General features: G+C 74.7%; 22 protein-coding genes. 9 read left to right on the top strand and 13 right to left on the bottom strand.

Annotated features, from left to right (window positions below; all coding sequences use genetic code 11):
- Positions 1–67: 67 nt before the first annotated feature.
- The 6 genes from E8D34_RS18270 to E8D34_RS18290 are packed head-to-tail and all read right to left on the bottom strand — an operon-like array spanning position 68 to position 4,529.
- Positions 68–397 (bottom strand): TfoX/Sxy family protein, encoded by a 330-nt coding sequence (locus E8D34_RS18270; RefSeq protein WP_136596103.1) that lies wholly within the window; start codon positions 395–397, stop codon positions 68–70.
- 34 nt (positions 398–431) lie between these two features.
- Complete coding sequence (locus tag E8D34_RS21155) at positions 432–1,016, bottom strand: TIGR03086 family metal-binding protein (protein ID WP_206056794.1); 585 nt, start codon at positions 1,014–1,016, stop codon at positions 432–434.
- A complete protein-coding gene (locus tag E8D34_RS21160) occupies positions 1,013–1,510 on the bottom strand; it encodes an SRPBCC family protein (RefSeq protein ID WP_206056795.1) in 498 nt (165 codons plus the stop codon). The genes E8D34_RS21155 and E8D34_RS21160 overlap by 4 nt, the downstream gene beginning before the upstream one ends.
- Positions 1,507–1,878 carry a metalloregulator ArsR/SmtB family transcription factor gene (locus tag E8D34_RS18280; RefSeq protein WP_136596104.1) on the bottom strand — a complete coding sequence of 124 codons (372 nt, stop codon included), beginning with the start codon at positions 1,876–1,878 and terminating at the stop codon, positions 1,507–1,509. The genes E8D34_RS21160 and E8D34_RS18280 overlap by 4 nt, the downstream gene beginning before the upstream one ends.
- Before the next feature lie 54 nt (positions 1,879–1,932).
- Complete coding sequence (locus E8D34_RS18285; RefSeq protein WP_136596105.1) at positions 1,933–2,634, bottom strand: NUDIX hydrolase; 702 nt, start codon at positions 2,632–2,634, stop codon at positions 1,933–1,935.
- Entirely contained in the window at positions 2,631–4,529 is a 1,899-nt protein-coding gene (locus tag E8D34_RS18290; RefSeq protein ID WP_136596106.1) for a nicotinate phosphoribosyltransferase, read from the bottom strand. The genes E8D34_RS18285 and E8D34_RS18290 overlap by 4 nt, the downstream gene beginning before the upstream one ends.
- A gap of 298 nt (positions 4,530–4,827) precedes the next feature.
- On the opposite strand from E8D34_RS18290, the gene E8D34_RS18295 reads away from it, so the two are divergent.
- The 8 genes from E8D34_RS18295 (at position 4,828) to E8D34_RS18330 (ending at position 12,709) form a co-directional block, all read left to right on the top strand.
- Positions 4,828–6,051 (top strand): GAF domain-containing protein, encoded by a 1,224-nt coding sequence (locus E8D34_RS18295; protein ID WP_136596107.1) that lies wholly within the window; start codon positions 4,828–4,830, stop codon positions 6,049–6,051.
- Positions 6,052–6,055: 4 nt separating this feature from the next.
- A complete protein-coding gene (locus E8D34_RS18300; RefSeq protein WP_168929522.1) occupies positions 6,056–7,120 on the top strand; it encodes a serine hydrolase domain-containing protein in 1,065 nt (354 codons plus the stop codon).
- Positions 7,121–7,177: 57 nt separating this feature from the next.
- Positions 7,178–7,753 carry a hypothetical protein gene (locus E8D34_RS18305; protein ID WP_240771447.1) on the top strand — a complete coding sequence of 192 codons (576 nt, stop codon included), beginning with the start codon at positions 7,178–7,180 and terminating at the stop codon, positions 7,751–7,753.
- A gap of 103 nt (positions 7,754–7,856) precedes the next feature.
- A complete protein-coding gene (locus E8D34_RS18310) occupies positions 7,857–8,426 on the top strand; it encodes a dienelactone hydrolase family protein (RefSeq protein WP_136596109.1) in 570 nt (189 codons plus the stop codon).
- Positions 8,427–8,485: 59 nt separating this feature from the next.
- Complete coding sequence (locus E8D34_RS18315) at positions 8,486–10,027, top strand: N-6 DNA methylase (protein WP_168929523.1); 1,542 nt, start codon at positions 8,486–8,488, stop codon at positions 10,025–10,027.
- 105 nt (positions 10,028–10,132) lie between these two features.
- A complete protein-coding gene (locus E8D34_RS18320; protein WP_136596184.1) occupies positions 10,133–11,047 on the top strand; it encodes an ABC transporter ATP-binding protein in 915 nt (304 codons plus the stop codon).
- Between the two features lie 13 nt (positions 11,048–11,060).
- Entirely contained in the window at positions 11,061–11,888 is an 828-nt protein-coding gene (locus E8D34_RS18325; protein WP_136596111.1) for an ABC transporter permease, read from the top strand.
- Positions 11,885–12,709, top strand: a complete 825-nt coding sequence (locus tag E8D34_RS18330) for an ABC transporter permease (protein WP_240771448.1) — start codon at positions 11,885–11,887, stop codon at positions 12,707–12,709. Before E8D34_RS18325 ends, E8D34_RS18330 begins: the two co-directional genes overlap by 4 nt.
- A gap of 38 nt (positions 12,710–12,747) precedes the next feature.
- On the opposite strand, the gene E8D34_RS20915 is transcribed toward E8D34_RS18330, so the two are convergent.
- The 6 genes from E8D34_RS20915 to E8D34_RS18345 are packed head-to-tail and all read right to left on the bottom strand — an operon-like array spanning position 12,748 to position 17,464.
- Positions 12,748–13,746 carry a nucleoside hydrolase gene (locus tag E8D34_RS20915; protein ID WP_168929524.1) on the bottom strand — a complete coding sequence of 333 codons (999 nt, stop codon included), beginning with the start codon at positions 13,744–13,746 and terminating at the stop codon, positions 12,748–12,750.
- Positions 13,743–14,657: a hypothetical protein gene (locus E8D34_RS20920; RefSeq protein WP_168929525.1), complete on the bottom strand. Its 915-nt coding sequence runs from the start codon at positions 14,655–14,657 to the stop codon at positions 13,743–13,745. The genes E8D34_RS20915 and E8D34_RS20920 overlap by 4 nt, the downstream gene beginning before the upstream one ends.
- A complete protein-coding gene (locus tag E8D34_RS20925; RefSeq protein WP_168929526.1) occupies positions 14,654–15,214 on the bottom strand; it encodes a hypothetical protein in 561 nt (186 codons plus the stop codon). The genes E8D34_RS20920 and E8D34_RS20925 overlap by 4 nt, the downstream gene beginning before the upstream one ends.
- Positions 15,211–16,107 carry an ATP-binding cassette domain-containing protein gene (locus tag E8D34_RS18340; RefSeq protein WP_206056796.1) on the bottom strand — a complete coding sequence of 299 codons (897 nt, stop codon included), beginning with the start codon at positions 16,105–16,107 and terminating at the stop codon, positions 15,211–15,213. Before E8D34_RS18340 ends, E8D34_RS20925 begins: the two co-directional genes overlap by 4 nt.
- On the bottom strand, positions 16,104–16,910 hold the full coding sequence (locus E8D34_RS21165; RefSeq protein WP_206056797.1) for a hypothetical protein: 807 nt from the start codon (positions 16,908–16,910) through the stop codon (positions 16,104–16,106). Before E8D34_RS21165 ends, E8D34_RS18340 begins: the two co-directional genes overlap by 4 nt.
- On the bottom strand, positions 16,907–17,464 hold the full coding sequence (locus tag E8D34_RS18345; RefSeq protein ID WP_136596186.1) for an RNA polymerase sigma factor: 558 nt from the start codon (positions 17,462–17,464) through the stop codon (positions 16,907–16,909). The genes E8D34_RS21165 and E8D34_RS18345 overlap by 4 nt, the downstream gene beginning before the upstream one ends.
- Positions 17,465–17,565: 101 nt before the next feature.
- Between E8D34_RS18345 and E8D34_RS18350 the strand changes: the two genes are divergently transcribed.
- Positions 17,566–18,168: a DM13 domain-containing protein gene (locus E8D34_RS18350; protein ID WP_136596114.1), complete on the top strand. Its 603-nt coding sequence runs from the start codon at positions 17,566–17,568 to the stop codon at positions 18,166–18,168.
- A gap of 25 nt (positions 18,169–18,193) precedes the next feature.
- On the opposite strand, the gene E8D34_RS18355 is transcribed toward E8D34_RS18350, so the two are convergent.
- Positions 18,194–18,979 carry an IclR family transcriptional regulator gene (locus tag E8D34_RS18355; protein WP_136596115.1) on the bottom strand — a complete coding sequence of 262 codons (786 nt, stop codon included), beginning with the start codon at positions 18,977–18,979 and terminating at the stop codon, positions 18,194–18,196.
- Positions 18,980–19,055: the final 76 nt, after the last annotated feature.

Here is a 19,055-nt window from a genome sequence, read left to right on the forward strand (position 1 = left end):
TCGAGGCTCGCTCCGCTCGCGCCTCAACCAGCGGCTCGCGCACGGCTCCGACAGCGTCGCCGAGGCGCTACTTGGCCGGCAGCAGCCTCGCGAAGGCGGCGCCGCGCTCGACCCACTCGGCGAGCGTGGCGTCGTCGTCCAGCTGATCGGTGTCGACCCGCAGCCAGCCGCTCATCGGGCGCCCGCGCATCTCCACCGGGACCGCGGGCGTGGACCCGAGCAGTGCGGGCGCGGCGTCGCCGACCCGCACCATGAGTCCGCCCTGGCCGCTCGCGACCACGGCCATGTTGCCGTCCAGCAGGAACGCCAGCCCGCCGAACATCCTCTTCTCCGTCAGCCCGGGCGAGCCCTCCAGCATCTCGCGGATCCGGGTGGCCAGTGCCTCGTCGTACGCCATGGGTCGACGGTAGGTCCACGCACCGACAGGCCCGTCAGCGGAGCCGGTCGGGCAGCCAGCCCGGGTCGCGCCCGATGAAGCCGATCAGCCGGTCCACCGGTGCCGCGTCCTCGGGCACGGGAACCCGCGGGCCGTACTGGCCGCTCTGGCGCAGCATCTCGTCCAACGGCTCCATCCCGGCGAGCATCCCGCGGCACCGCTCGGGGTCGAGCCCGGGGTCCTGCCTCGTCGCCCGGGCGAGGTCCCAGGTGTGCAGGAAGACGTCGGAGGTGTAGAACTGCGCGATCGCTGCCGGCAGCGGCATCTCCGGGAGTCGTGGGTGTGCGAAGCCCAGTGCGGCCGAGTCCGGGTCGTCGAGCAGGTGCTGGACCGAGGTGGTGTGCTGCTCCCAGGCGCCGACCGGGTCGTCGTCGACGGCGGGCCCCGGAGCGAGCCGGATGCCGGCGCCGTCAGCCAGGAAGGCGGGGAACCACGCGACCAGGTGGCGCACCACGTCCCGCACCACCCACTCCTTCACCGGGGTGGGTGCGTCCCACCACGAGTCCGGGACACCGCGCACCCGCCGGGTGAACGTTCCCGCGACGACGCGGTGCTCCTCGGCCGGATCGGACGGGATCACGACGCGTCGCTCCCCAGCAGGGCGAGCAGGGCGTCGAGCTTCTCGTACCCGTCGTTGATGCCCGTCTCCATCCCGCTGGCGAGCATGCTCGCGCGGGACTCGAAGTCGTAGACGACCGAGAGGATCTCCAGCCGGGTCCGGCCCCCGGGGAGGTCGCTGAGCGCCAGCGTGTCCAGGCTGACCGCGTCGGGCATCTCGTCGAAGCCGAAGGTCTGGACGACCCTCTCGTTCTCGGTGACCCGGTGCACCGAGCCGTAGAAGTGCGCGATCTCCTCGCCGCCGCGCACCGCGGTGTAGCGGTACTCGCCGCCGGTGCGCATCTCCCATGTCTCGATCCGCATCTCGGTGTCCCGCGGCCCGAGCCACCGGGCGATCAGGTCGGGGTCGACGTGGGCCCGGTAGACGAGCTCGCGCGGTGCGTCGAACTCCCGCACGATCCTGACCGTGGGGACGGAGGGATCCGCCTCGATCCTGGTGCCTCGGGTGATGGTCATCCTGCTGCTCCTTCGCTGGGGTGCGCTGCCTCCGCGTCGTCGGCCCTGAGATCGGCCAGCACGTCGTCCAGGCGGCGGTAGCGTTCCTCGGCCTGCTGCCGGTAGCGCTCGATCCACTTCGTCATCAGGTCGAAGACCTCGGCGTCCAGGTGCACCGGCCGCCGCTGGGCGTCCCGGCTGCGCCGGACCACCCCGGCCTCCTCGAGCACCTTGACGTGCTTGGAGACCGCCTGCGTGGAGACGGCGTACGGCGCCGCGAGCTCTCCGACGGTGGCGTCCGCGGCCGTCAGCCGGGCGACGATGTCGCGCCGGGTCGGGTCCGCGAGCGCGGCGAAGACGCGGGTCAGCCGGTCCTCATCATCAACCATGCGGTTGATTACACGCCGCCGCCGGCCCCTTGTCAACCATGCGGTTGACGCCGTTCAGCCGCGGACCATCGGCGGCTGGATCAGCGAGGCGGGCCCGCGCTTGTAGAGCAGCGCCCGGCGGCCGCCGGAGCCGGACGACTCCCCGCGCGCGTCGGTCGGGACGACGAACCCCTCGGTCCCCAGCACCTTGCGGCGGAAGTTGCCCAGGTCCGGCGGCGTGCCCCAGACGGCCGCGTAGACCCGACGGAGCTCGGGCAACGTGAACGGCTCGGAGACGAACTCCGTGGCCAGTGTCGTGTACTCCAGCTTCGCGCGGACCCGCTCCAGCGCGTCCACGAGGATCTGGCCGTGGTCGAAGGCAAGCGTCGGCGCGTCGGTGCCCTCGCCCAGCAGGTCGTCGACGGCCCACCAGCGGGCGTTGGCGGCGTCGGATCCGGCGGTCGGGTCGGGCAGGTCCGGCGCGAGGGCCACGTGGGCCACCGACACCACCCGCATCCGCGGGTCCCGGTCGGGCGCGGAGTAGGTGCGCAGCTGCTCCAGGTGGCCGTCGAAGCGCTCGACGCCGGTCTCCTCGGCGAGCTCGCGCCAGGCTGCCTGCTCGGCGTCCTCGTCCGGCTCGACGAAGCCGCCGGGCAGTGCCCACGAGCCGGCGTACGGCTCGCCGCCGCGCTCCACCAGGAGCACCGCCAGCGCGCCCTCCCGGATCGTGAAGACCGCCAGGTCGACGGCGAGCGCGAACGGCGGGTGGTCGCTCATCCCAGCGTCACGCCCGCCGCGGCCATCTCCTCGAGCGCGGCGGCCGAGGAGTCGGGTGCGACGCCCGCGTGCAGGCCGTCGAGGAGGCGGACAGCGAAGCCGGCGCCGCGCGCGTCCAGCGCGGTCGCCCGGACGCAGTAGTCGGTGGCGATGCCGGTGATCTCGACCGAGGTGACACCGGCGGTGCGTAGCACGTCGGCGAGCCGTTCGCCGGTGTCGGTGACGCCCTCGAAGGCGGAGTACGCCGGCACCCCCATGCCCTTGACGACGTGGTGCGTCACGGCGTCGGTGACCAGCTCGGGCGCGTAGTCCGAGCCCGGTGCGCCGGAGACGCAGTGCACCGGCCAGGTGGTGACGAAGTCCGGCTGCTCGCCGGGCTCGGCGAAGTGCCCGCCGTTGGTGTCGCCGCCGTGGTGCCAGTCGCGGGACGCGGCGATCACCGCGTAGTCGCCGGCGTGGTCGGCGAGGTGCTTGCTGATCCGCGTGGCCACGGCGCGACCGCCGTCCACGCCGAGGGAGCCGCCCTCCACGAAGTCGTTCTGCACGTCGACCACGATCAGCGCGGTGCTGGCGGTGCCGTCGGTACTGCTGCTCATCTGCTGCTCCTCTCGAACGGTGAGGTACGGATCGCCGGCCGCGACGCCCCGGGCGCCGTGGGGGAGCGACGCGACCGCGGCGGCCGCGTGGGCCCGCGCCTGCTCGAGCGTTGGCGCCCCGACGGTGGCGCCGCCGCGGACCATCGGCACCTGGGCCGGGACCGCGCCGGCCGGGACGGCGTCCACCGACGCCGACGGGCCGGTGGTGAACCACTCCGCGGTGAGCGTGCCGCCGTCGTACCGGCGCCAGGCGCGCTTCGCGCCCCCGGCGGACGCCTTCGCCGCGGACCGCTTCGCCACCGGCCGCAGCGGCCCGCCCGGCTCGTCGCCGACGGCGACCAGCTTGTAGACCATGCCCGCGGTCGGGTGCCCCGAGCCGGTGACGACGCGGGTGCCGACGCCGTACCCGTCGATCGGGGCGTCGGCCAGGGCCGCCATCACGAACTCATCGAGATCGCTGGTCGCCACGATCCGGGTGTCCGTGGCGCCGAGGTCGTCGAGCAGCGCGCGGGCCCTGGCGGCCTCCTCGGCGAGGTCCCCGGAGTCGATCCGGACGGCGCCGAGGCCGGTGCCGGCGACGCGGATCGCGGTGCGGATGCCCTCGGCGGTGTCGTAGGTGTCGACCAGCAGCGTCGTGCCGGTGCCCATCGCGGCCACCTGGCTGCGGAACGCGGCCTCCTCGCTCTCGTGCGCGAGCGTGAACGCGTGGGCGGCGGTGCCGACGGTGGGGATCCCGAAGCGGCGTCCGGCGGCGAGGTTGCTGGTGGAGGCGAACCCGGCCAGGTACGCCGCCCGAGCGCTGGCCACCGCGGCCTCCTCGTGCGTACGCCGCCCGCCCATCTCGATGATCGGTCGGCCGCCCGCGGCGTCGACCATCCGGGCGGCCGCGCTGGCCACCGCTGAGTCGTGGTTGAGGACGCTGAGGAGCAGGGTCTCCAGCACGACGCACTCGCCGAGCGTGCCGGACACGGTGAGGACGGGGGAGCCGGGGAAGTAGAGGTCGCCCTCGGGGTAGCCGTCGATGTCACCGCGGAAGCGGAAGTCGCGCAGGTAGGCGGCGGTCTCGGGGCCGACCACGCCGTCGGCCCGGAGCCACTCGACCTCGTCGGCGTCGAAGGTGAACGCCTCGACGAGCGGCAGCAGTCGGCCCTGGCCGGCGACGATCCCGTAGCGCCTGCCTTCGGGCAGCCGACGGGCGAAGACCTCGAAGACGGCCGGGTGGTCGACGCTGCCGTCGCGGACCCAGGAGTCGAGCATCGTCAGCTCGTAGCGGTCCGTGAGCAGGCCGGTGCGCTCCATCCGCGTCCACCTCCGTGTTGTAGTCACTGTGACTCTAACAGGGTCGGTGCGACGCGCAAGCAAAGCGCCGGCCGGACCGGGGGACGATCGGTCCGGCCGGCTGGGCGGGCGGCTGGCGAGCCGAGGACCGGGACCCGGGTCGCGTGCCTGCCCTCCTGGTGGGGTACCTGCCATCGAACCTCCGTCGTCACGGCCAGCGCCACCGTTGCGGCGTGTTGCATCAGGGCGGGCTCGCGCATTTTCGGCAGTGACGGCGGTCACTCGCGGGCCTATGCTCGTGCTCTCACCTAGGAGTGCGATGAGCGGGAACCCGAGCCCTCGCCTCGGCGGCCACGCCGCGGTCGACCCCGGCACGGACCTGTCGGTCCGGGCGCGGGAGCTGCGGATCGTCCACGACGCGGTCCTCTCCGGTGTCCGCCCCGCCTCGCAGCCCCGCGCCCTGGTGGCGCGGTCCTGGCGACGGGTGATGGAGATGGGGCTGGACGCCGATGCCGCCGGTCCCCGCGACCCGCTGCCGGCCGCCGAGGTCGAGCGCCGCCGGGCCGGGTCCGCGCTGCACCTGGTGATCGACGAGCTGCGCCACGTCCTCACCTCCGTCGCCGAGGCCTCGGCGTTCCTGATGGTGGTCACCGACGCGGACGGCGTCGTGCTGTGGCGCGAGGGCTCGAGTCGGGTACGGCGACAGGCGGACGTCCTCGGGTTCGCCGAGGGCGCCACCTGGACCGAGAGCGCCGTCGGCACGAACGCGATCGGCACCGCCCTCGCCGAGTCCGCGCCGGTCGAGCTCTTCTCCGCCGAGCACTACGAGAACGCCCAGCACCCGTGGTACTGCAGCGCCTGGCCCATCCACGACCCCCGCACCGGCCGGCTGATCGGCGTCGTCGACGTCAGCGGTCCCGCCCTGACGCTGCACCCCGCGATCCGGATGCTGGTGGAGAGCGCCGTCCGGCTGGCCGAGGCGAAGCTGCTGCGGCTGCACGCCGACCACCTGGAGCTGCTGCGCCGCCATGCGGAGCCGCTGCTCGCCGGATCCAGCGGGCCCGCGCTGGTGGTCGACGACCTGGGCTGGGTGGCGCACCGCCGGGGTGTCGGTGGGCACGAGCGGACGGCGGCCCCGGTGCCGGGCCAGCCGTTGGCGATCCCGGGCATCGGGCTGTGCCTGCCCGAGCGGTTCGCCGACCGCGGCTGGCTGCTGAGGCCGGGGCACTCCGCGCGCCTGCTGCACGCCCGGCTCGACCTCGCCACCGGCATGCTGACCGTCGACGCCGACGCCGACGGCTGGCGCCGCCAGCTGACCCGGCGCCACGCCGAGCTGCTCCGGCTGGTGGCGGCTGCCGGGCCCGACGGGGTGACCGCCCGAACGCTCAGCACCGCTCTCTACGGCGACGCCGACCACGAGGTGACCATCCGCGCCGAGCTGTCGCGGCTGCGCAAGGCGGTCGGTGCGCTGGTGGACACCCAGCCGTACCGGGTCGCGGCGTCGGTCGAGCTCACGGTGTCAGCCGCACCTCCGGCTGGCTAGGCCCGTGCCGCCCGCCGACGTGCTCGACCGGCTCGCCGCGTCGGGGACGGAGCCCGGCGCGGCGGTGGCCGTCGTACGCGACGGGGTGGTGGAGGTCGACCACGCCGCCGGCACGCGGGACGGGACAGCGCCGTGGACCTCGGACACCCTGGTGATGACCTTCTCGGTCGCCAAGCCGTTCGCCGCGCTCGCCGTCCTCGACGCCGTGCGCGAGGGCACCCTCGGCCTGGACCAGCCGGTGGCGTCGGTGTGGCCGGCCTACGGTGCGGCCGGGAAGGCGGCGACCACCGTGCGCCACCTCCTCTCCCACCAGGCCGGGCTGCCGGCCTTCCCGGAGGCGGCGGCGGACGCCGAGTACGACGACCGCGAGATGCTGGTCGGCCTGCTCGCCGCTGCGTCGCCCGTCCACCGGCCGGGCGCCGCCGTGGCCGAGCACGCCCTCACGTACGGCCACCTGCTCGACGAGCTCCTGCGCCGCGCCACCGGGGAGGCGCTGGACGAGCGGTTCGCCCGGATCGCGCGAGCGGCGGGCTGGGACCTCCACCTGCGGGTGGGGCCGGCAGACCTCGGTCGCGTCGCGACGCTGGTCGAGGCGGAGCCGGGGTGGGCGTCGGCGTACCTCGCCGATCCGCGCTGGGGCCCTGCTCTGGGCCGCCCGCCCGGTCTGCTCGACGCGGACGTGCTCAACTCCGAGCGTTTCCGCCGCACGCCGTTCCCCGCCGTGGCGCTGCACGCCACGGCGCTCGCTCTCGCCACGTTCTACGACGACCTGGCCCGCCCCGACGGCGTCGTGGGCGAGCGCCTGGGCCCCGCGCTGTGGCGGGCGTACACGGAGCCCGCCGCCTCGGGGCACGACCTGGTGCTCGACCGGCCGGTGACCTGGACCCTCGGCCTCCAGGTCGACGAGGAGGACGGGCGCCCCGAGATCGGCATGGGTGGCGCCGGCGGCTGCTCCGCCTGGGCGGAGCCGGCGGCGAGGTACGGCGCCGCGTACGTGACGCGGGGGCTCGGCGGCCACGACCGCGGCGAGGCGGTGTGGGAGGCGGTTCGGCGCCGGTTCCGGCCGTGAGCGGTGCCGAGCGACGGAGGGCTCGACGGTGGAGCAGTCGGGGAGGGGGGTGACGGCGTGACGGGGTGGATCGATCTCTACTGGCTGCCGCTGGGCGCGGGCGGGCACTTCGTGCGGCTCAACGGTCGGATCTACGAGGGTTGGTCGGCCCGGCGCGAGCGCCGGGCGCCCCTCGACCTCTACCACGCGGGCCTGATGGTGCGGCTCGGCGAGGAGACCTACGCCGTCGAGATGGGTCCGGTGTGGAACGTCGCGGACGCCGACCGGGGGGTGGTGCGGGAGGGGCCGGTCGGGGCGGCCTGGCTGGGCCGCTTCCGGGCGTTCCGGTACGAGGTGCGCTGCTGGCCCGGTGGCCGGATCCCCGACCTCGCCGAGGCCGTCGACAGCCCCGTCCGCACCACGACGGACCCCCGCCGGGCGGCGGCCGTGCTCGCGGTGCTGCGCCAGGTTCCGGGGCTCGTGTGGGGGCGGGACCAGCTGGGCGCGGGGGAGATGTGGAACTCGAACTCCGTGGTGGCGTGGGCGCTCGCCCGTACCGGCCACGAGATGGGGGCCATCACCCCGCCGCGCGGCGGCCGCGCGCCGGGCTGGAGCGCCGGCCTGGACCTGGCGGCGCGCCAGGGTGGTGGCTGACGGGGCCGGACCCGCCCCGCGCGCTCGGGGGTTGCCTGATCGTCTCGGGCGGACCAGCATCGCCGGATGGCCGGACGCGTCGACGCGAAGGAGCACCGCTGACATGGCAGAGGTACTGCTCTACCACCACATCCAGGGCCTGACCGACGGCGTGCGGGCGTTCGCCGACGACCTCCGCCGGGCCGGCCACACGGTGCACACGCCCGACCTGTTCGGAGGGCGCACGTTCGACACCATCGAGGCCGGCTTCGGGGCCGCGCGGGACCTCGGGTTCGACACGCTCCGGGAGCGGGGTGCGGCCGCGGCGGACGAGCTCGGCCCGGACCTCGTCTATGCGGGGCTCTCGTTCGGGGTGACGATCGCTCAGCGGCTGGCGCAGACGCGTCCGGGCGCTCGCGGGGCGTTGCTCCTGTACTCCTGCCTCCCCGTGACCGAGTTCGGGCCGGCCTGGCCGGAGGGGGTGCCGGTGCAGATCCACGGCAAGGAGGGCGACGAGTTCTTCGACGAGGACCTGCCGGCCGCCCGCGAGCTCGCCGACGCCACGGCCTCCGCGGAGCTGTTCGTCTACCCCGGGGACGGGCACCTGTTCGCCGACTCCTCCCTGGCGGCGTACGACGCGGAGGCGACCGCGCTGCTGATGGAACGGGTGCGGTCGTTCCTCGACGCGGTGTGAAGGCCGCGCCGGGCGGGTCGGAGGTGGTCGCGCGCTCCCGGCAACTACGCTGCCGAGCCGTGGCGGTCGAGGGGGAGCAGGCACGAGAACGCGCGGAGGCCGCCGCGGCCGCCTACGAGGCGGCGTTGGGCGACGCCCGCGGCGACCGGCGCGCCCGGGGCGCGTTCTACACCCCGCCCGAGCTGGTCGATTGGATCCTCGACCGGGCCCTGACCTCGCCGTCCCACCGCGTGCTCGACCCGGCCTGCGGCACCGGTCACTTCCTGGTCGCGGCCGCGCGGCGCCTCGGCGACGTCCGCGCCGTCCACGGCTCCGACCTGGACGCCGAGGCGGTCCGGCTCGCCCGGGCCCGCCTGGCCGCGCTCGACCCGACCGTGCCCGCCGAGGAGATCGCCGCCCGGGTGCGGGTCGCCGACGGCCTGGAGGCCTGGTCGGGGGAGCGGTTCGACGCCGTGGTCGGCAACCCGCCGTTCCTCGGCCAGTTGCGGCGGCGTACGGCGGGCCGGACCGGCGGGCTCGGCGCCTACACCGACACCAGCGCCGCCTTCCTGCACCGCAGCCTGTCCCTGGTGGAGGCGGGTGGGGTGGTCGCCCTGGTGCAGCCGTTGTCCGTGCTGGCCGCCCGCGACGCCGGCCCGGTCCGCGCCGAGGTCGCCGAGCGCGGCGCGGTCGTCGACTTCTGGTGCCACGACCGGCCGGTCTTCGAGGGCACCCCGGTGCTCACCTGCGTGCCGGTGGTCCGGATCGGGGCGACCGGGGGCGTGGCGCCCGAGGGCTGGGGAGCGCTCGCCGCGCCAGCCTTCGGGATCCCTCCGGTCCAGCTGCCGGCCGACACCGGGGTGCTGGGCGACGTGGCCACCTGCACGGCGGACTTCCGCGACCAGTACTACGGGCTGCGGCCCTACGTCCGCGACGCGGGCCCCGGCGAGGTCGCCGTGCCGCCGGCCGGGCACGCCCCGCTGGTCACCAGCGGCCTGATCGACCCCGCCGAGTCCCGCTGGGGGAGCGTCCCGACCCGCTTCGCCCGCACCCCGTACGACGCCCCGCTGGTCGACCTCGACGCGCTCCGGGCGGGGGCGGACGAGACGGGTGCGGACGGGGCGTTGGCCCGCTGGGCGGACGCCCGACTCGTTCCGAAGGTGCTGGTCGCCGCCCAGGGCCGAGTGGTCGAGGCGGTCGCGGACGTCGAGGGCTGCTGGCTGCCGTCGGTGCCGGTGCTGACCGCCGTGCCGCGCGAACGGGACGCGGACGCGCTGTGGCGGCTGCTCGCCCTCACCCTGGCGCCGCCGGTGGTCGCCGACGCCGCGGCCCGCTACCTCGGCACGGGGCTCACCCCGGGGTCGATCAAGGTCAGCGCCCGCCAGCTCACGGCCTTCCCGCTGCCGTCCGACCGGCGGGCCTGGTCCGAGGCGGCGGGGCTGGCCCGCGCGGCCCAGGCCGCCGGGCCCGAGGAGCGTCCTGGCGCGCTCGCGGCCGTCGGCGCCGCGATGACCCGGGCCTACGGGCTCGACCCGCGCGGCGACGGCGAGGAGGTGCTGTCCTGGTGGCTCGGCCGGCTGGCCCGGGCGGACCGTCGGTCCACGGTTCGCGGGGACGGGTGATCGGGGTCCTTCGTGTCGGCGGCTGCTCCTAGGATCGATCGGGTGCAGCAACCCCGTCCCGCCTCGACCGCCGCCGCGCTGCCGGAGCCTGCTCCAGCGGGCTCGATGATCACTGCGCGCGGCCTGCGCAAGTCGTTCGGCGACTTCGAGGCGGTGCGCGGGATCGACCTCGACGTGCGGCGCGGCGAGGTCTTCGCCTTCCTCGGGCCGAACGGCGCCGGCAAGTCCTCCACGATGCGGATGATCGCCGCGGTCTCACCGGTCAGCGGCGGGCAGCTGCGGATCCTGGGTATGGACCCGGCCGTCGACGGGCCCGCGATCCGCGGCCGCCTGGGCGTCTGCCCGCAGGAGGACAACCTCGACATCGAGATCGACGTGGCCGACAACCTCTACGTGTACGGCCGGTACTTCGGTCTGCCCAAGGCGGTGATCCGGGAGCGGGTGGGGGAGCTGCTGGAGTTCGCGAAGCTGACCGACCGCGCGCACGCGATGGTCGAGGAGCTCTCCGGGGGCATGAAGCGGCGGCTCACCATCGCGCGGTCGCTGGTCAACCGCCCGGAGCTGCTGCTGCTCGACGAGCCGACCACCGGGCTGGACCCGCAGGCGCGACACCTGCTGTGGGACCAGCTCTACCGGCTGAAGCAGTCGGGGGTGACGCTGGTGCTCACCACCCACTACATGGACGAGGCCGAGCAGCTGGCCGATCGCCTGGTGGTGATGGACAAGGGCCTGATCGTCGCCCAGGGCGCCCCGCGGGACCTGATCCGCGAGCACTCCACCCGTGAGGTCGCCGAGCTCCGGTTCGGCGTCGGCGAGCACGAGGCGCACGCCCCCGTGGTGGAGGACCTGGGCGAGCGGGTCGAGGTGCTGCCTGACCGGCTGCTCGTCTACGCCCACGACGGCGAGGAGGTCGTCACGCGGGTCCACGAGCGGGGACTGCAGCCGCTCGCCACCCTGGTCCGGCGCTCCACGCTGGAGGACGTCTTCCTCCGGCTCACCGGCCGCACCCTGGTCGACTGAGGGGGCCGGACCGATGGACGGCACGCTCGAGCACCCGGTCACCGCGCCGCCGAGCGCTCTCGGCCTGTGGCAGGGGATCGGCCGGCAGGTCGACTACTGGGCGACGCTGTGGCGACGGACCTGGCGCGGGGTGCTGGTCTCCTCGTTCCTCTCGCCGTTCCTCTACGTGATCGCGATGGGTGTCCTGCTCGGGGGCTTCATCGAGGCCGACCCCGCCGAGCTGGAGGGCGCCACGTCGTACCTGGCGTTCGTGGTGCCCGGCCTGATCGCCGCCCACGCGATGCAGACCGCGGTCTTCGAGACGACCTACCCGGTGATGGGCATGATCAAGTGGCAGCGGGTCTACGAGTCGATGCTGGCGACGCCGCTCGAGCCGCGGCACGTGGTCGGCGCCCACCTGTCGTCGGTGGTGGTGCACCTCGTCGCCACCTGTGGCGTCTACACGCTCGTGATGGTGCCGTTCGGGGTGTTCGCGACCTGGTGGGGTCCGGTCCTGGCGTTCGGCGCGCAGGTGCTGTGCGGCACCGCGTTCGCCACGCTCGTCTACGGCTTCTCCACCCGGGTCACCAGCGACCAGGCGTTCGGTGTCCTGTTCCGGCTCGGGGTGTTCCCGATGTTCCTCTTCTCCGGCGCCTTCTTCCCGGTCTCCAACCTCGGTGAGGCCGGGGCGTGGGCGGCGCGCCTCACGCCGTTGTGGCACGGGGTCAACCTGTCCCGCATGTTCGCCCTCGACCACGTCACCTGGTGGGTGGCTGCGGTCAACGCCGGCGTGCTGGTCGCGCTCGCCGCCGTCGGCTGGCGGTGGTCGGTCACGGGCCTGACGAAGCGGATGATCACGTGAGCGCCGCGCTGGGGACGGGCGCCGGCGCGGGGGCCGCCGAGGCGCCGGGTCAGGTGGGCCCGTGGGCCGCGGTCCGGCTGCTCGTGCTGCGCAACCTCATCTCGTACCGCCGCGCGTGGAAGCTGTTCCTGTCCGGCTTCCTGGAGCCGGTCTTCTACCTGTTCTCGATCGGCATCGGCGTCGGAGCGCTGGTCGACGGCTTCACCGTCGGCGGCCGGGAGGTCTCCTACGCCGCGTTCGTCGCGCCCGGCATGCTCGCCGCCTCCGCGTTCAACGGGGCGCTGCTCGACTCGACGTACAACGTCTTCTTCAAGCTGAAGTACCTCAAGCTCTACGACCAGATCCTGGCGACGCCGATGACGACGCGCGACGTGGCGCGGGGCGAGATCGCCTGGGGACAGCTGCGGGGCAGCCTGTACGCCGTGGCGTTCCTGCTGGTGATGCTCGCGATGGGCCTGGTCGAGTCGTGGTGGGCGCTGCTGGCGCTGCCGGCCGCCGTGCTGATCGGGTTCGCGTTCAGCGCGGTCTGCATGGCCGCCACCACCTGGATGCGCAACTTCCAGGACTTCGACAAGATCACGCTGGTCCAGCTGCCGCTGTTCCTCTTCTCAGCGACCTTCTTCCCGGTGGACACCTTCGCCGCGCCGGTCCGCTGGCTCGTCGAGTGCACGCCGCTCTACCGCGGGGTCGTCCTGTGTCGTGAGCTCACCCTCGGCGCTCCGTCGGTCGCCTCGTTGGTCTCGGTGGTCTACCTGCTGGCGATGGGTGCGGTCGGCATGGTCGTCGTCCGCCGCCGGCTGGATCGTCTCCTCCTGACCTGAGCCTCAACCCGTGGTTGAGGGTTGAGGCGGGTGACGGGTCAGCCGTCGGCGATCGTCGTCCTGATCGGAGCGAGCAGTACGTCCTCGTCCACGCCTGTCACCACCTCCGACACCCCGGGTCCGCGGCGGCTGAGACGGCCCCGGTCCTCCGACACGTCGACCGACCAGGAGCCGCGGACGGTGCTCGCGGCCTTCGGGTCGGTCACCAGAGCTGCGGTGACGACGTCCCAGTGCACGGTTCCGGCAGCGTCGACGAGCGGAGCGAGCATGCCCATCCGGTCGGCCAGCGGCTCGAGGAGGTCGCGGGGGATCGCCTCGTCGGGCACCGCCGTCACCGGCACCGGGCCGGCCAGGATCCCGGCGAGGGCGTCGGGGTCGGCGGCGGCGTTCCACTCGGCGGCTCCCGGCGACTGGGACGGTCCCTCGTAGGCGCCGGTCATCGCCACGATCCGCGCGATCCTGCCGTAGCCGACCGGATCGCGCCGGAGAGCCGTGGCCAGCTCGGTGGCCGGTCCGAGTGCGACCACCTGGAGGCCTTCGTGCGCGCGGGCCAGGCGGAGCATGAGCGTCGCCGGGTCCGTCCCGGCGGCCCACACCGGTGGCCGAACGCCGGCGGGGACGGCAGCCAGGGGCGGGTTCTCCGCGGCCCGCACCCACTCGGCCGGCCACTCCAGGCCGTGTGGCACTCGGCTGCGTCGCCCGCAGGCGATCTGGACCGGGTCGGCGATCTCCACTGCCACCGCCAGCCTGGCGAGCAGGTCGCCCGCCCGTGGGCACGTGACCATCCCGGTGGCCGGCACGGTGACGGCGACCACCCGGACGCCGGGATGCCGCAGCAGGTAGGCGAGCGCGAGCAGGTCGTCGGGAGCGAAGTCGCTGTCCACCACGATCGGGAGCGCATCGGGGCGGCGTGCGGGTGCGGCGGCCAGCGCGCCCAGCTCACCGTCGTCGTCGGTGGCCGCGGTGCAGCCGGTGGTGGCGGCCGCGACCGCCAGTCCGAGCGCCGCCAGCCAGCGCACACCCCGGGTGGCGTTCACGGGTACACCGCGAGCTGGGCGACGTACCCGGCGACCGCGATCGCGGCTCCCGCGGCGAGGAGCAACCGGCGGTCCCGTCCCCGAGGGGCGGCGACCGCCAGCAGCAGCGCGGCGAGCCCGATCAGGTACACGTCGTGGCCCGCCGCCAGCGCGGGCGAGACCACCAGGCGCGCCCAGTGGTCCTGGTACTCGCCGGGACCTTCGAGGAGCCAGCCGGCCGGGAAGGACGCCGGGTCCGCGGCGGGCCCGCCGACCTCGACCGAGACGGGTTGGCTCTGCAGCAGGGCGAACGGAGCCGTGGCCGCCGCCTGGAACACCCAGTAGGCCCCGACCGCGGAGCTCCAGATCAGGATCAGGACGAGGGTCGCGGTGATCCGGTGCCGGAACCTGCGGCCGACCGCGGCCCCGATCCCGATCGCCACCACCGCAGCCAGCACGCCTTGGAGGTACTCCGGCGGTGTCGGTACCGCGGCGGCGGTGCGCCCGGGCTCGTAGCCCAACGACAGCCCGCCCTGCGCGGCGACCACGAGCGTCATGACCGCGGTGCCCGCGAGGACCGGGAGGATCAGGCCGGTGGCGGCCAGCAGCCGGGCGCGGAACCTCACCTGCTCGCCGGCGGGCGCCGCGGCCGCGACCTCGACGCGCTCGCGATGGAAGGCGCCGGCCGTGATCGCGCTGGTCGCGAGCAGCAGGCCACCCAGGGGAATGAACCAGGAGCCGTAACGCTCGCCGGACCACGACTCGGGCTGGGCCCACTCCCGGTAGGTGAGGGCGCTGATGACGGTGCCCACCACGAGCCACGGGTTGAGCAGCATCCGTCGGACCTCGGAGCGAGCCAGCGAGGTCACGACGTGGCGCGGCACCGCGCCCCGCTCCGAGGGGCGGGTCTGCGGTCCGGCGACGAGACTCATCGGTCCCTCCCCGCTGCGACCGCGCCGAGACCGACGGCGAGCACGATCCAGGGGTGCCGCAGAGCGACCTCGCCGGCCGACCAGCCGAGGGTGGTCGCCGCCCAGAGGGTCGTCGGCGGCAGCAGTACGGCGGCGGCGATGCCGAGCCGGCCGGGGAGCCAGGTCGCCGCGGCCCACCCCGCCCCCACGAGCGCCAGGACGGTCGGCCACACGGGATCGGCGGTGGTGGCGATCGACTCGACCGCGACGAGGAACGGTGCCGTCGCAGCGGCGGCCAGCGCGATCCGGAGGGCGCGTCTACGCCCCGGCCCGACCGGCAGCGGAGCGAGCAGCTCGCGGGCGGGGTCGTGCAGCGAGGCGAGCACGGCTGAGGCGAGGACGGAGGCGCCCGTCAGCGGAACGGTGGTGGGGCGGTCGGCCCCGAGCTCCGCCAGGGCCACGACTGCGACCACGACCGCACCGATCGCCAGGAGAGTGCGCCAGGCGAGCGTGGATGCCGTCGGCGATGCCGCCTGCCACCAGGCGGTGGCGAGGTCGCTCCCTGCCGCCGCGGTCATCGGATGCCCCGGACGGCCAGTAGGTAGCCGTCGTCGAGCGTCGGCGTCGCCGCCTCGGTCCCGACCGGGAGGGTGCCGAGGTGGCGGTAGGTGCCGGACGCGGTCATCCAGGAGCGCGCCGCCACGTGCTCCTGGACCTCGGACTCCCACACCCGTCCCTCGGCCAGCGCGGTCAGCTCGGCCGGCGTACCGGCGAAGACGACCGCGCCCTGGGTCATCACCACCACCGTGGTGCACAGTGCAGCCACCTCCGCGGTGTTGTGGGTCGAGAGGACCACGGTGCCGTGCGAAGCGGTCTCGGCGAGCAGGGAGCGGAGACCGAGCCGCTGCTCGGGGTCGAGCCCGGTGGCGGGCTCGTCAAGGACGAGCAGATCCGGCGTGCCCAGCAAGGACGCGGCCAGTGCGACCCTCTGCTGCATGCCGCCCGACAGCGTCCGGACCCTGCGGTGCATCAGGTCGGCGAGTCCGACGAGCTCCAGCACGCGCCGGCACTCGGCCGCCCGTCGGCGGCGGTCCGTGTGCTCCTTGAGGATGGCGACGTACTCGACGACCTCGAAGGCGGTGAAGGAGCGGTAGAGCTCGGGTCGCTGCGGCAGGTAGCCCAGGCGGCGTCTGATCTCCAGCCGCTCGGTGGGGCGCGCCGGGTCGAGGCCGAGCAGTCGGACCTGGCCCGCGTCCGGGGCGAGCACCGTGGCGAACGTCCGCAGCAACGTGGTCTTGCCGGCGCCGTTGGGGCCGAGCAGCCCGATCACGCCGCGCCCCAGTGCGAGGTCGAGGTGGTCGACGGCCACGGTCCGGCCGAACCGCTTGGTCACGCCTTCGGCGACGACGGCGGGGTGGTCGGCCTGTCCCGCTGCGGCGGGTCCGGTGGCGGTGGTGTGCGAGGTGTTCACAGGTGCCTCCGATAGGTGACGAGGTCGCGACGGCCGTAGGCCAGTAGGAGGGCCCCGACGGTCAGGGCCGTCGCAGCGAGCTGGAGCGGTGCGCCGGTCGCGAGGTCCTCCAGCCCCGCCACCCCGCCCCACCGAGCCACGGCGGCGACGGCGAGCGCCCATCCGCCGCCGGTGACGGCGGCAGCGGTCGCCGGATCCACCGGCAGCGTGCCGGCGGCCAGGACGACGGAGGAGAGGGCCAGCCCGGGCACCACCCAGGCGAGAGCGAGTGCGATCGGCACGCCGAGCAGCAGCGCGGTCACCACCCCGGCGGGCAGGGCCAGCGCGGAGACGAGCACGGCCCGCCGCAGCACCAGCCGCAGTCCGCCGACCGGTGCCGCGAGGCCCAGCTCGCGCACCGGGTCGGTCTCCGGTCGGAACCCGAGCAGCACGGCCAGCATGGGTGCGAGCGGCGCGGCCATCAGCAGCGCGGCGGGCAGCCGTGGGGGAGCGGACAGCAGGTCCACCAGGACGGGGAGGGCCACGACCAGGGCAAGGGCGAACCCGAGCGAGGCCAGCAGTGGTCCGGTCGCTGCGCCCAGTCGCAGCAGGGGGGACGTCGAGCCGGCATCCACCTCGGCGAGGAGCGCTGCCCATCGGCGCTCGGAGGCGTCGGCCGCTCCGCTGGCCGGCTCGACGGCGAGGGCTTCGCGGCAGGCGGCACACCGCAGCAGGTGTGTCTCGATCGAGTCCGCCAGCAGTGGCCCGGCGGTGCCGGACCGGTAGTCCCCGAGGTCCTCGGGGCGGACGTGCCAGGCGCTCACAGCAGCGCTCCTCTCAGCTCGGCTCGGGCGCGGCTCATACGGCTCTTCACCGTGCCCGCCGGAATGTTCAGCAGGGTGGCCGCCTCGCGGGTCGAGAGGCCGTCGAGGACCGTCGCCTGTACCACCGCGCGGAGCTCGGGTGACAGGCGTGCCAACGCCGCGCCGACGTCGCTGTGCTCCACACGGGAGAGCACCACCTCCTCGGCCGAGACCTGCGCCTCGGTGCGCAGCGTGACCAGCCGCGCGACGACGTTCTTGCGGGGGCGCAACTGGTGGAGGAGTGCTCGGATGGCGATTCCCCACAGCCAGGCGGCCACCTCGCCGTCCCCGCGCCACCCGTGGGGTCGCCGCCAGACGGCGAGGAAGGTCTCGTTGATCGCCTCGTCGACGACCGCAGGGTCGCCGCAGCGGTAGGCGAGACGCGCGCCGAGCCACGGCTCGTGCCGCAGGAACAGCGCATGCAGCGCGCCACGGTCGTGGTCGGCGATCGCTGCGAGCAACTCCGGGTCGGTGGCGTCGTGCACGCTCGCCCGCGGAGGATCGTGGTGTCTCATCACACCCCCTTGTGCCACCGAGTCGCCGGTTCGGTTCACCACCGTGCACATCGTCGCGCGCCGACCGGGCAGGATGGGTGCCGAACCGCGGAGGAGGCGACATGGCGCGACGTCGGGCGATCGCCTGGACGGTCGGTGCGACCGCCCTGCTGGTCCTGGTGGCGGGGCTCCTCCTGTTCCAGCCCTGGCTGCTGTTCATCGACGAGACGGTGGAGGAGGCCGACGAGGCCGGCGTCGTGGTCAGCACCGCGACGGGTGGGCTCGCCGACACGGCGGTGCCCACGCAGGGGGCGTCGAGCGGCGCGCCGCCGGCGTCCTCGGCGGCGCCGGTCCGCGTCGAGCTGGCCCGGGGCGCGTTCATCGACGCCGAGCACGGCACCTCCGGTACGGCGGTGGTCTACCGGCGCGGCGACGGCACCCGCTACCTGCGCCTGGAGGACCTCGACACGTCCAACGGGCCGGACCTGCACGTGTGGATCACCGACCAGCCCAGCGGCGGTGGCTGCGGCGGATGCCTGGGCTCGTGGGACATCTACGACGACGGCGACTACGTCCGACTCGGCGAGCTGAAGGGCAACCAGGGCTCCCAGAACTACGAGATCCCCGCCGGCGCCGACCTGTCCGGGCTGACGTCGGTGGTGATCTGGTGCGACCAGTTCAACGTGGCGTTCGGCACCGCGGACGTGAGCGGGATGGCCGCCTGAGGCGCGGGACCCGGCCGAGACTCGCTCAGCGAACGCGGGCGATGCCGCGCAACCGTGCCGTGATCGCCCGCGCGGTGCGGGTCACCGCCTCCGCGGTCTGCTCGGGGGGCGCGGCCCGCTCCGACGGCGTGGTGGCGGCGTCGTCGGGGTAGGTGACCGCGATGGCGGCCACCGGGTGCCCGTTGTGGTCGTGCACCGCCACCGCGACCGAGGCGAACCCCGGCGTGACCTCGCCGCTCTCGATCGCGTAGCCGCGGGCCCGGGTGTCGGTGAGCAGGCTGCGGAGCGCCCGCGGTCCGTCCGGGCCGAGCCCGTGCCGGTCGATGAAGGCGGACCGGTCCGGGTAGAGCGCCCGGACCTGGGCCGCGGGCAGGTCGGCCAGGATCGCGCGACCGCTGGCGGTCAGGTGTGCCGGCAGTCGTACGCCGACGTCGGTCACCAGCGGCGGGCGGCCGGGGGCCCGCTCCTCGATCACGTAGAGCACGTCGCGGCCGTGCGGCACCGCCAGGTGCGCGGACTGCCCGACCCGGTCCACCAGAGCGGCCAGCGGCCGCCGGGCGACGCGCTGCAGGGGTTCCTGGCGCACGTAGCCGGAGCCGACCTCGAACGCCGCGACGCCCACGCCGTACCGGCGCTCCTCGGGCAGGTGCACCACGAATCCCTCGTCGGCCATCGCGGTGAGCAGGTGGTACGTCGTCGAGCGGGGGATCCCGAGCTCGCGCGCGATCCGGTCGACCGGCACGGGCTCGGGCTGCGCCGCGAGGAAGCGCAGCACGCGCAGGGCTCGTGTGGCCGCCGGCACGTTGCTCATCGACCCTCCTCCCGGGGCGGCTCCGAATGTCTCGGATCCGAGACACCAGGGTGCCACACATGGCTGGTCGGACCCA

It is taken from the genome of Nocardioides sp. GY 10113 (genome assembly GCF_004919105.1).
GTDB lineage: Bacteria > Actinomycetota > Actinomycetes > Propionibacteriales > Nocardioidaceae > Nocardioides.

Bases quoted from the DNA above. Each gene is read 5' to 3' on its own strand.
- E8D34_RS18285 (WP_136596105.1), bottom strand. From the start codon at position 2,634: ATGAGCGACCACCCGCCGTTCGCGCTCGCCGTCGACCTGGCGGTCTTC.
- E8D34_RS18355 (WP_136596115.1), bottom strand. From the start codon at position 18,979: ATGAGCAACGTGCCGGCGGCCACACGAGCCCTGCGCGTGCTGCGCTTC.
- E8D34_RS18295 (WP_136596107.1), top strand. From the start codon at position 4,828: ATGAGCGGGAACCCGAGCCCTCGCCTCGGCGGCCACGCCGCGGTCGAC.
- E8D34_RS18270 (WP_136596103.1), bottom strand. From the start codon at position 397: ATGGCGTACGACGAGGCACTGGCCACCCGGATCCGCGAGATGCTGGAG.
- E8D34_RS18325 (WP_136596111.1), top strand. From the start codon at position 11,061: ATGGACGGCACGCTCGAGCACCCGGTCACCGCGCCGCCGAGCGCTCTC.
- E8D34_RS18350 (WP_136596114.1), top strand. From the start codon at position 17,566: ATGGCGCGACGTCGGGCGATCGCCTGGACGGTCGGTGCGACCGCCCTG.
- E8D34_RS18280 (WP_136596104.1), bottom strand. From the start codon at position 1,878: ATGGTTGATGATGAGGACCGGCTGACCCGCGTCTTCGCCGCGCTCGCG.
- E8D34_RS20920 (WP_168929525.1), bottom strand. From the start codon at position 14,657: ATGAGTCTCGTCGCCGGACCGCAGACCCGCCCCTCGGAGCGGGGCGCG.
- E8D34_RS21160 (WP_206056795.1), bottom strand. From the start codon at position 1,510: ATGACCATCACCCGAGGCACCAGGATCGAGGCGGATCCCTCCGTCCCC.
- E8D34_RS18310 (WP_136596109.1), top strand. From the start codon at position 7,857: ATGGCAGAGGTACTGCTCTACCACCACATCCAGGGCCTGACCGACGGC.
- E8D34_RS18345 (WP_136596186.1), bottom strand. From the start codon at position 17,464: ATGAGACACCACGATCCTCCGCGGGCGAGCGTGCACGACGCCACCGAC.
- E8D34_RS20925 (WP_168929526.1), bottom strand. From the start codon at position 15,214: ATGACCGCGGCGGCAGGGAGCGACCTCGCCACCGCCTGGTGGCAGGCG.
- E8D34_RS18320 (WP_136596184.1), top strand. From the start codon at position 10,133: ATGATCACTGCGCGCGGCCTGCGCAAGTCGTTCGGCGACTTCGAGGCG.
- E8D34_RS18290 (WP_136596106.1), bottom strand. From the start codon at position 4,529: ATGGAGCGCACCGGCCTGCTCACGGACCGCTACGAGCTGACGATGCTC.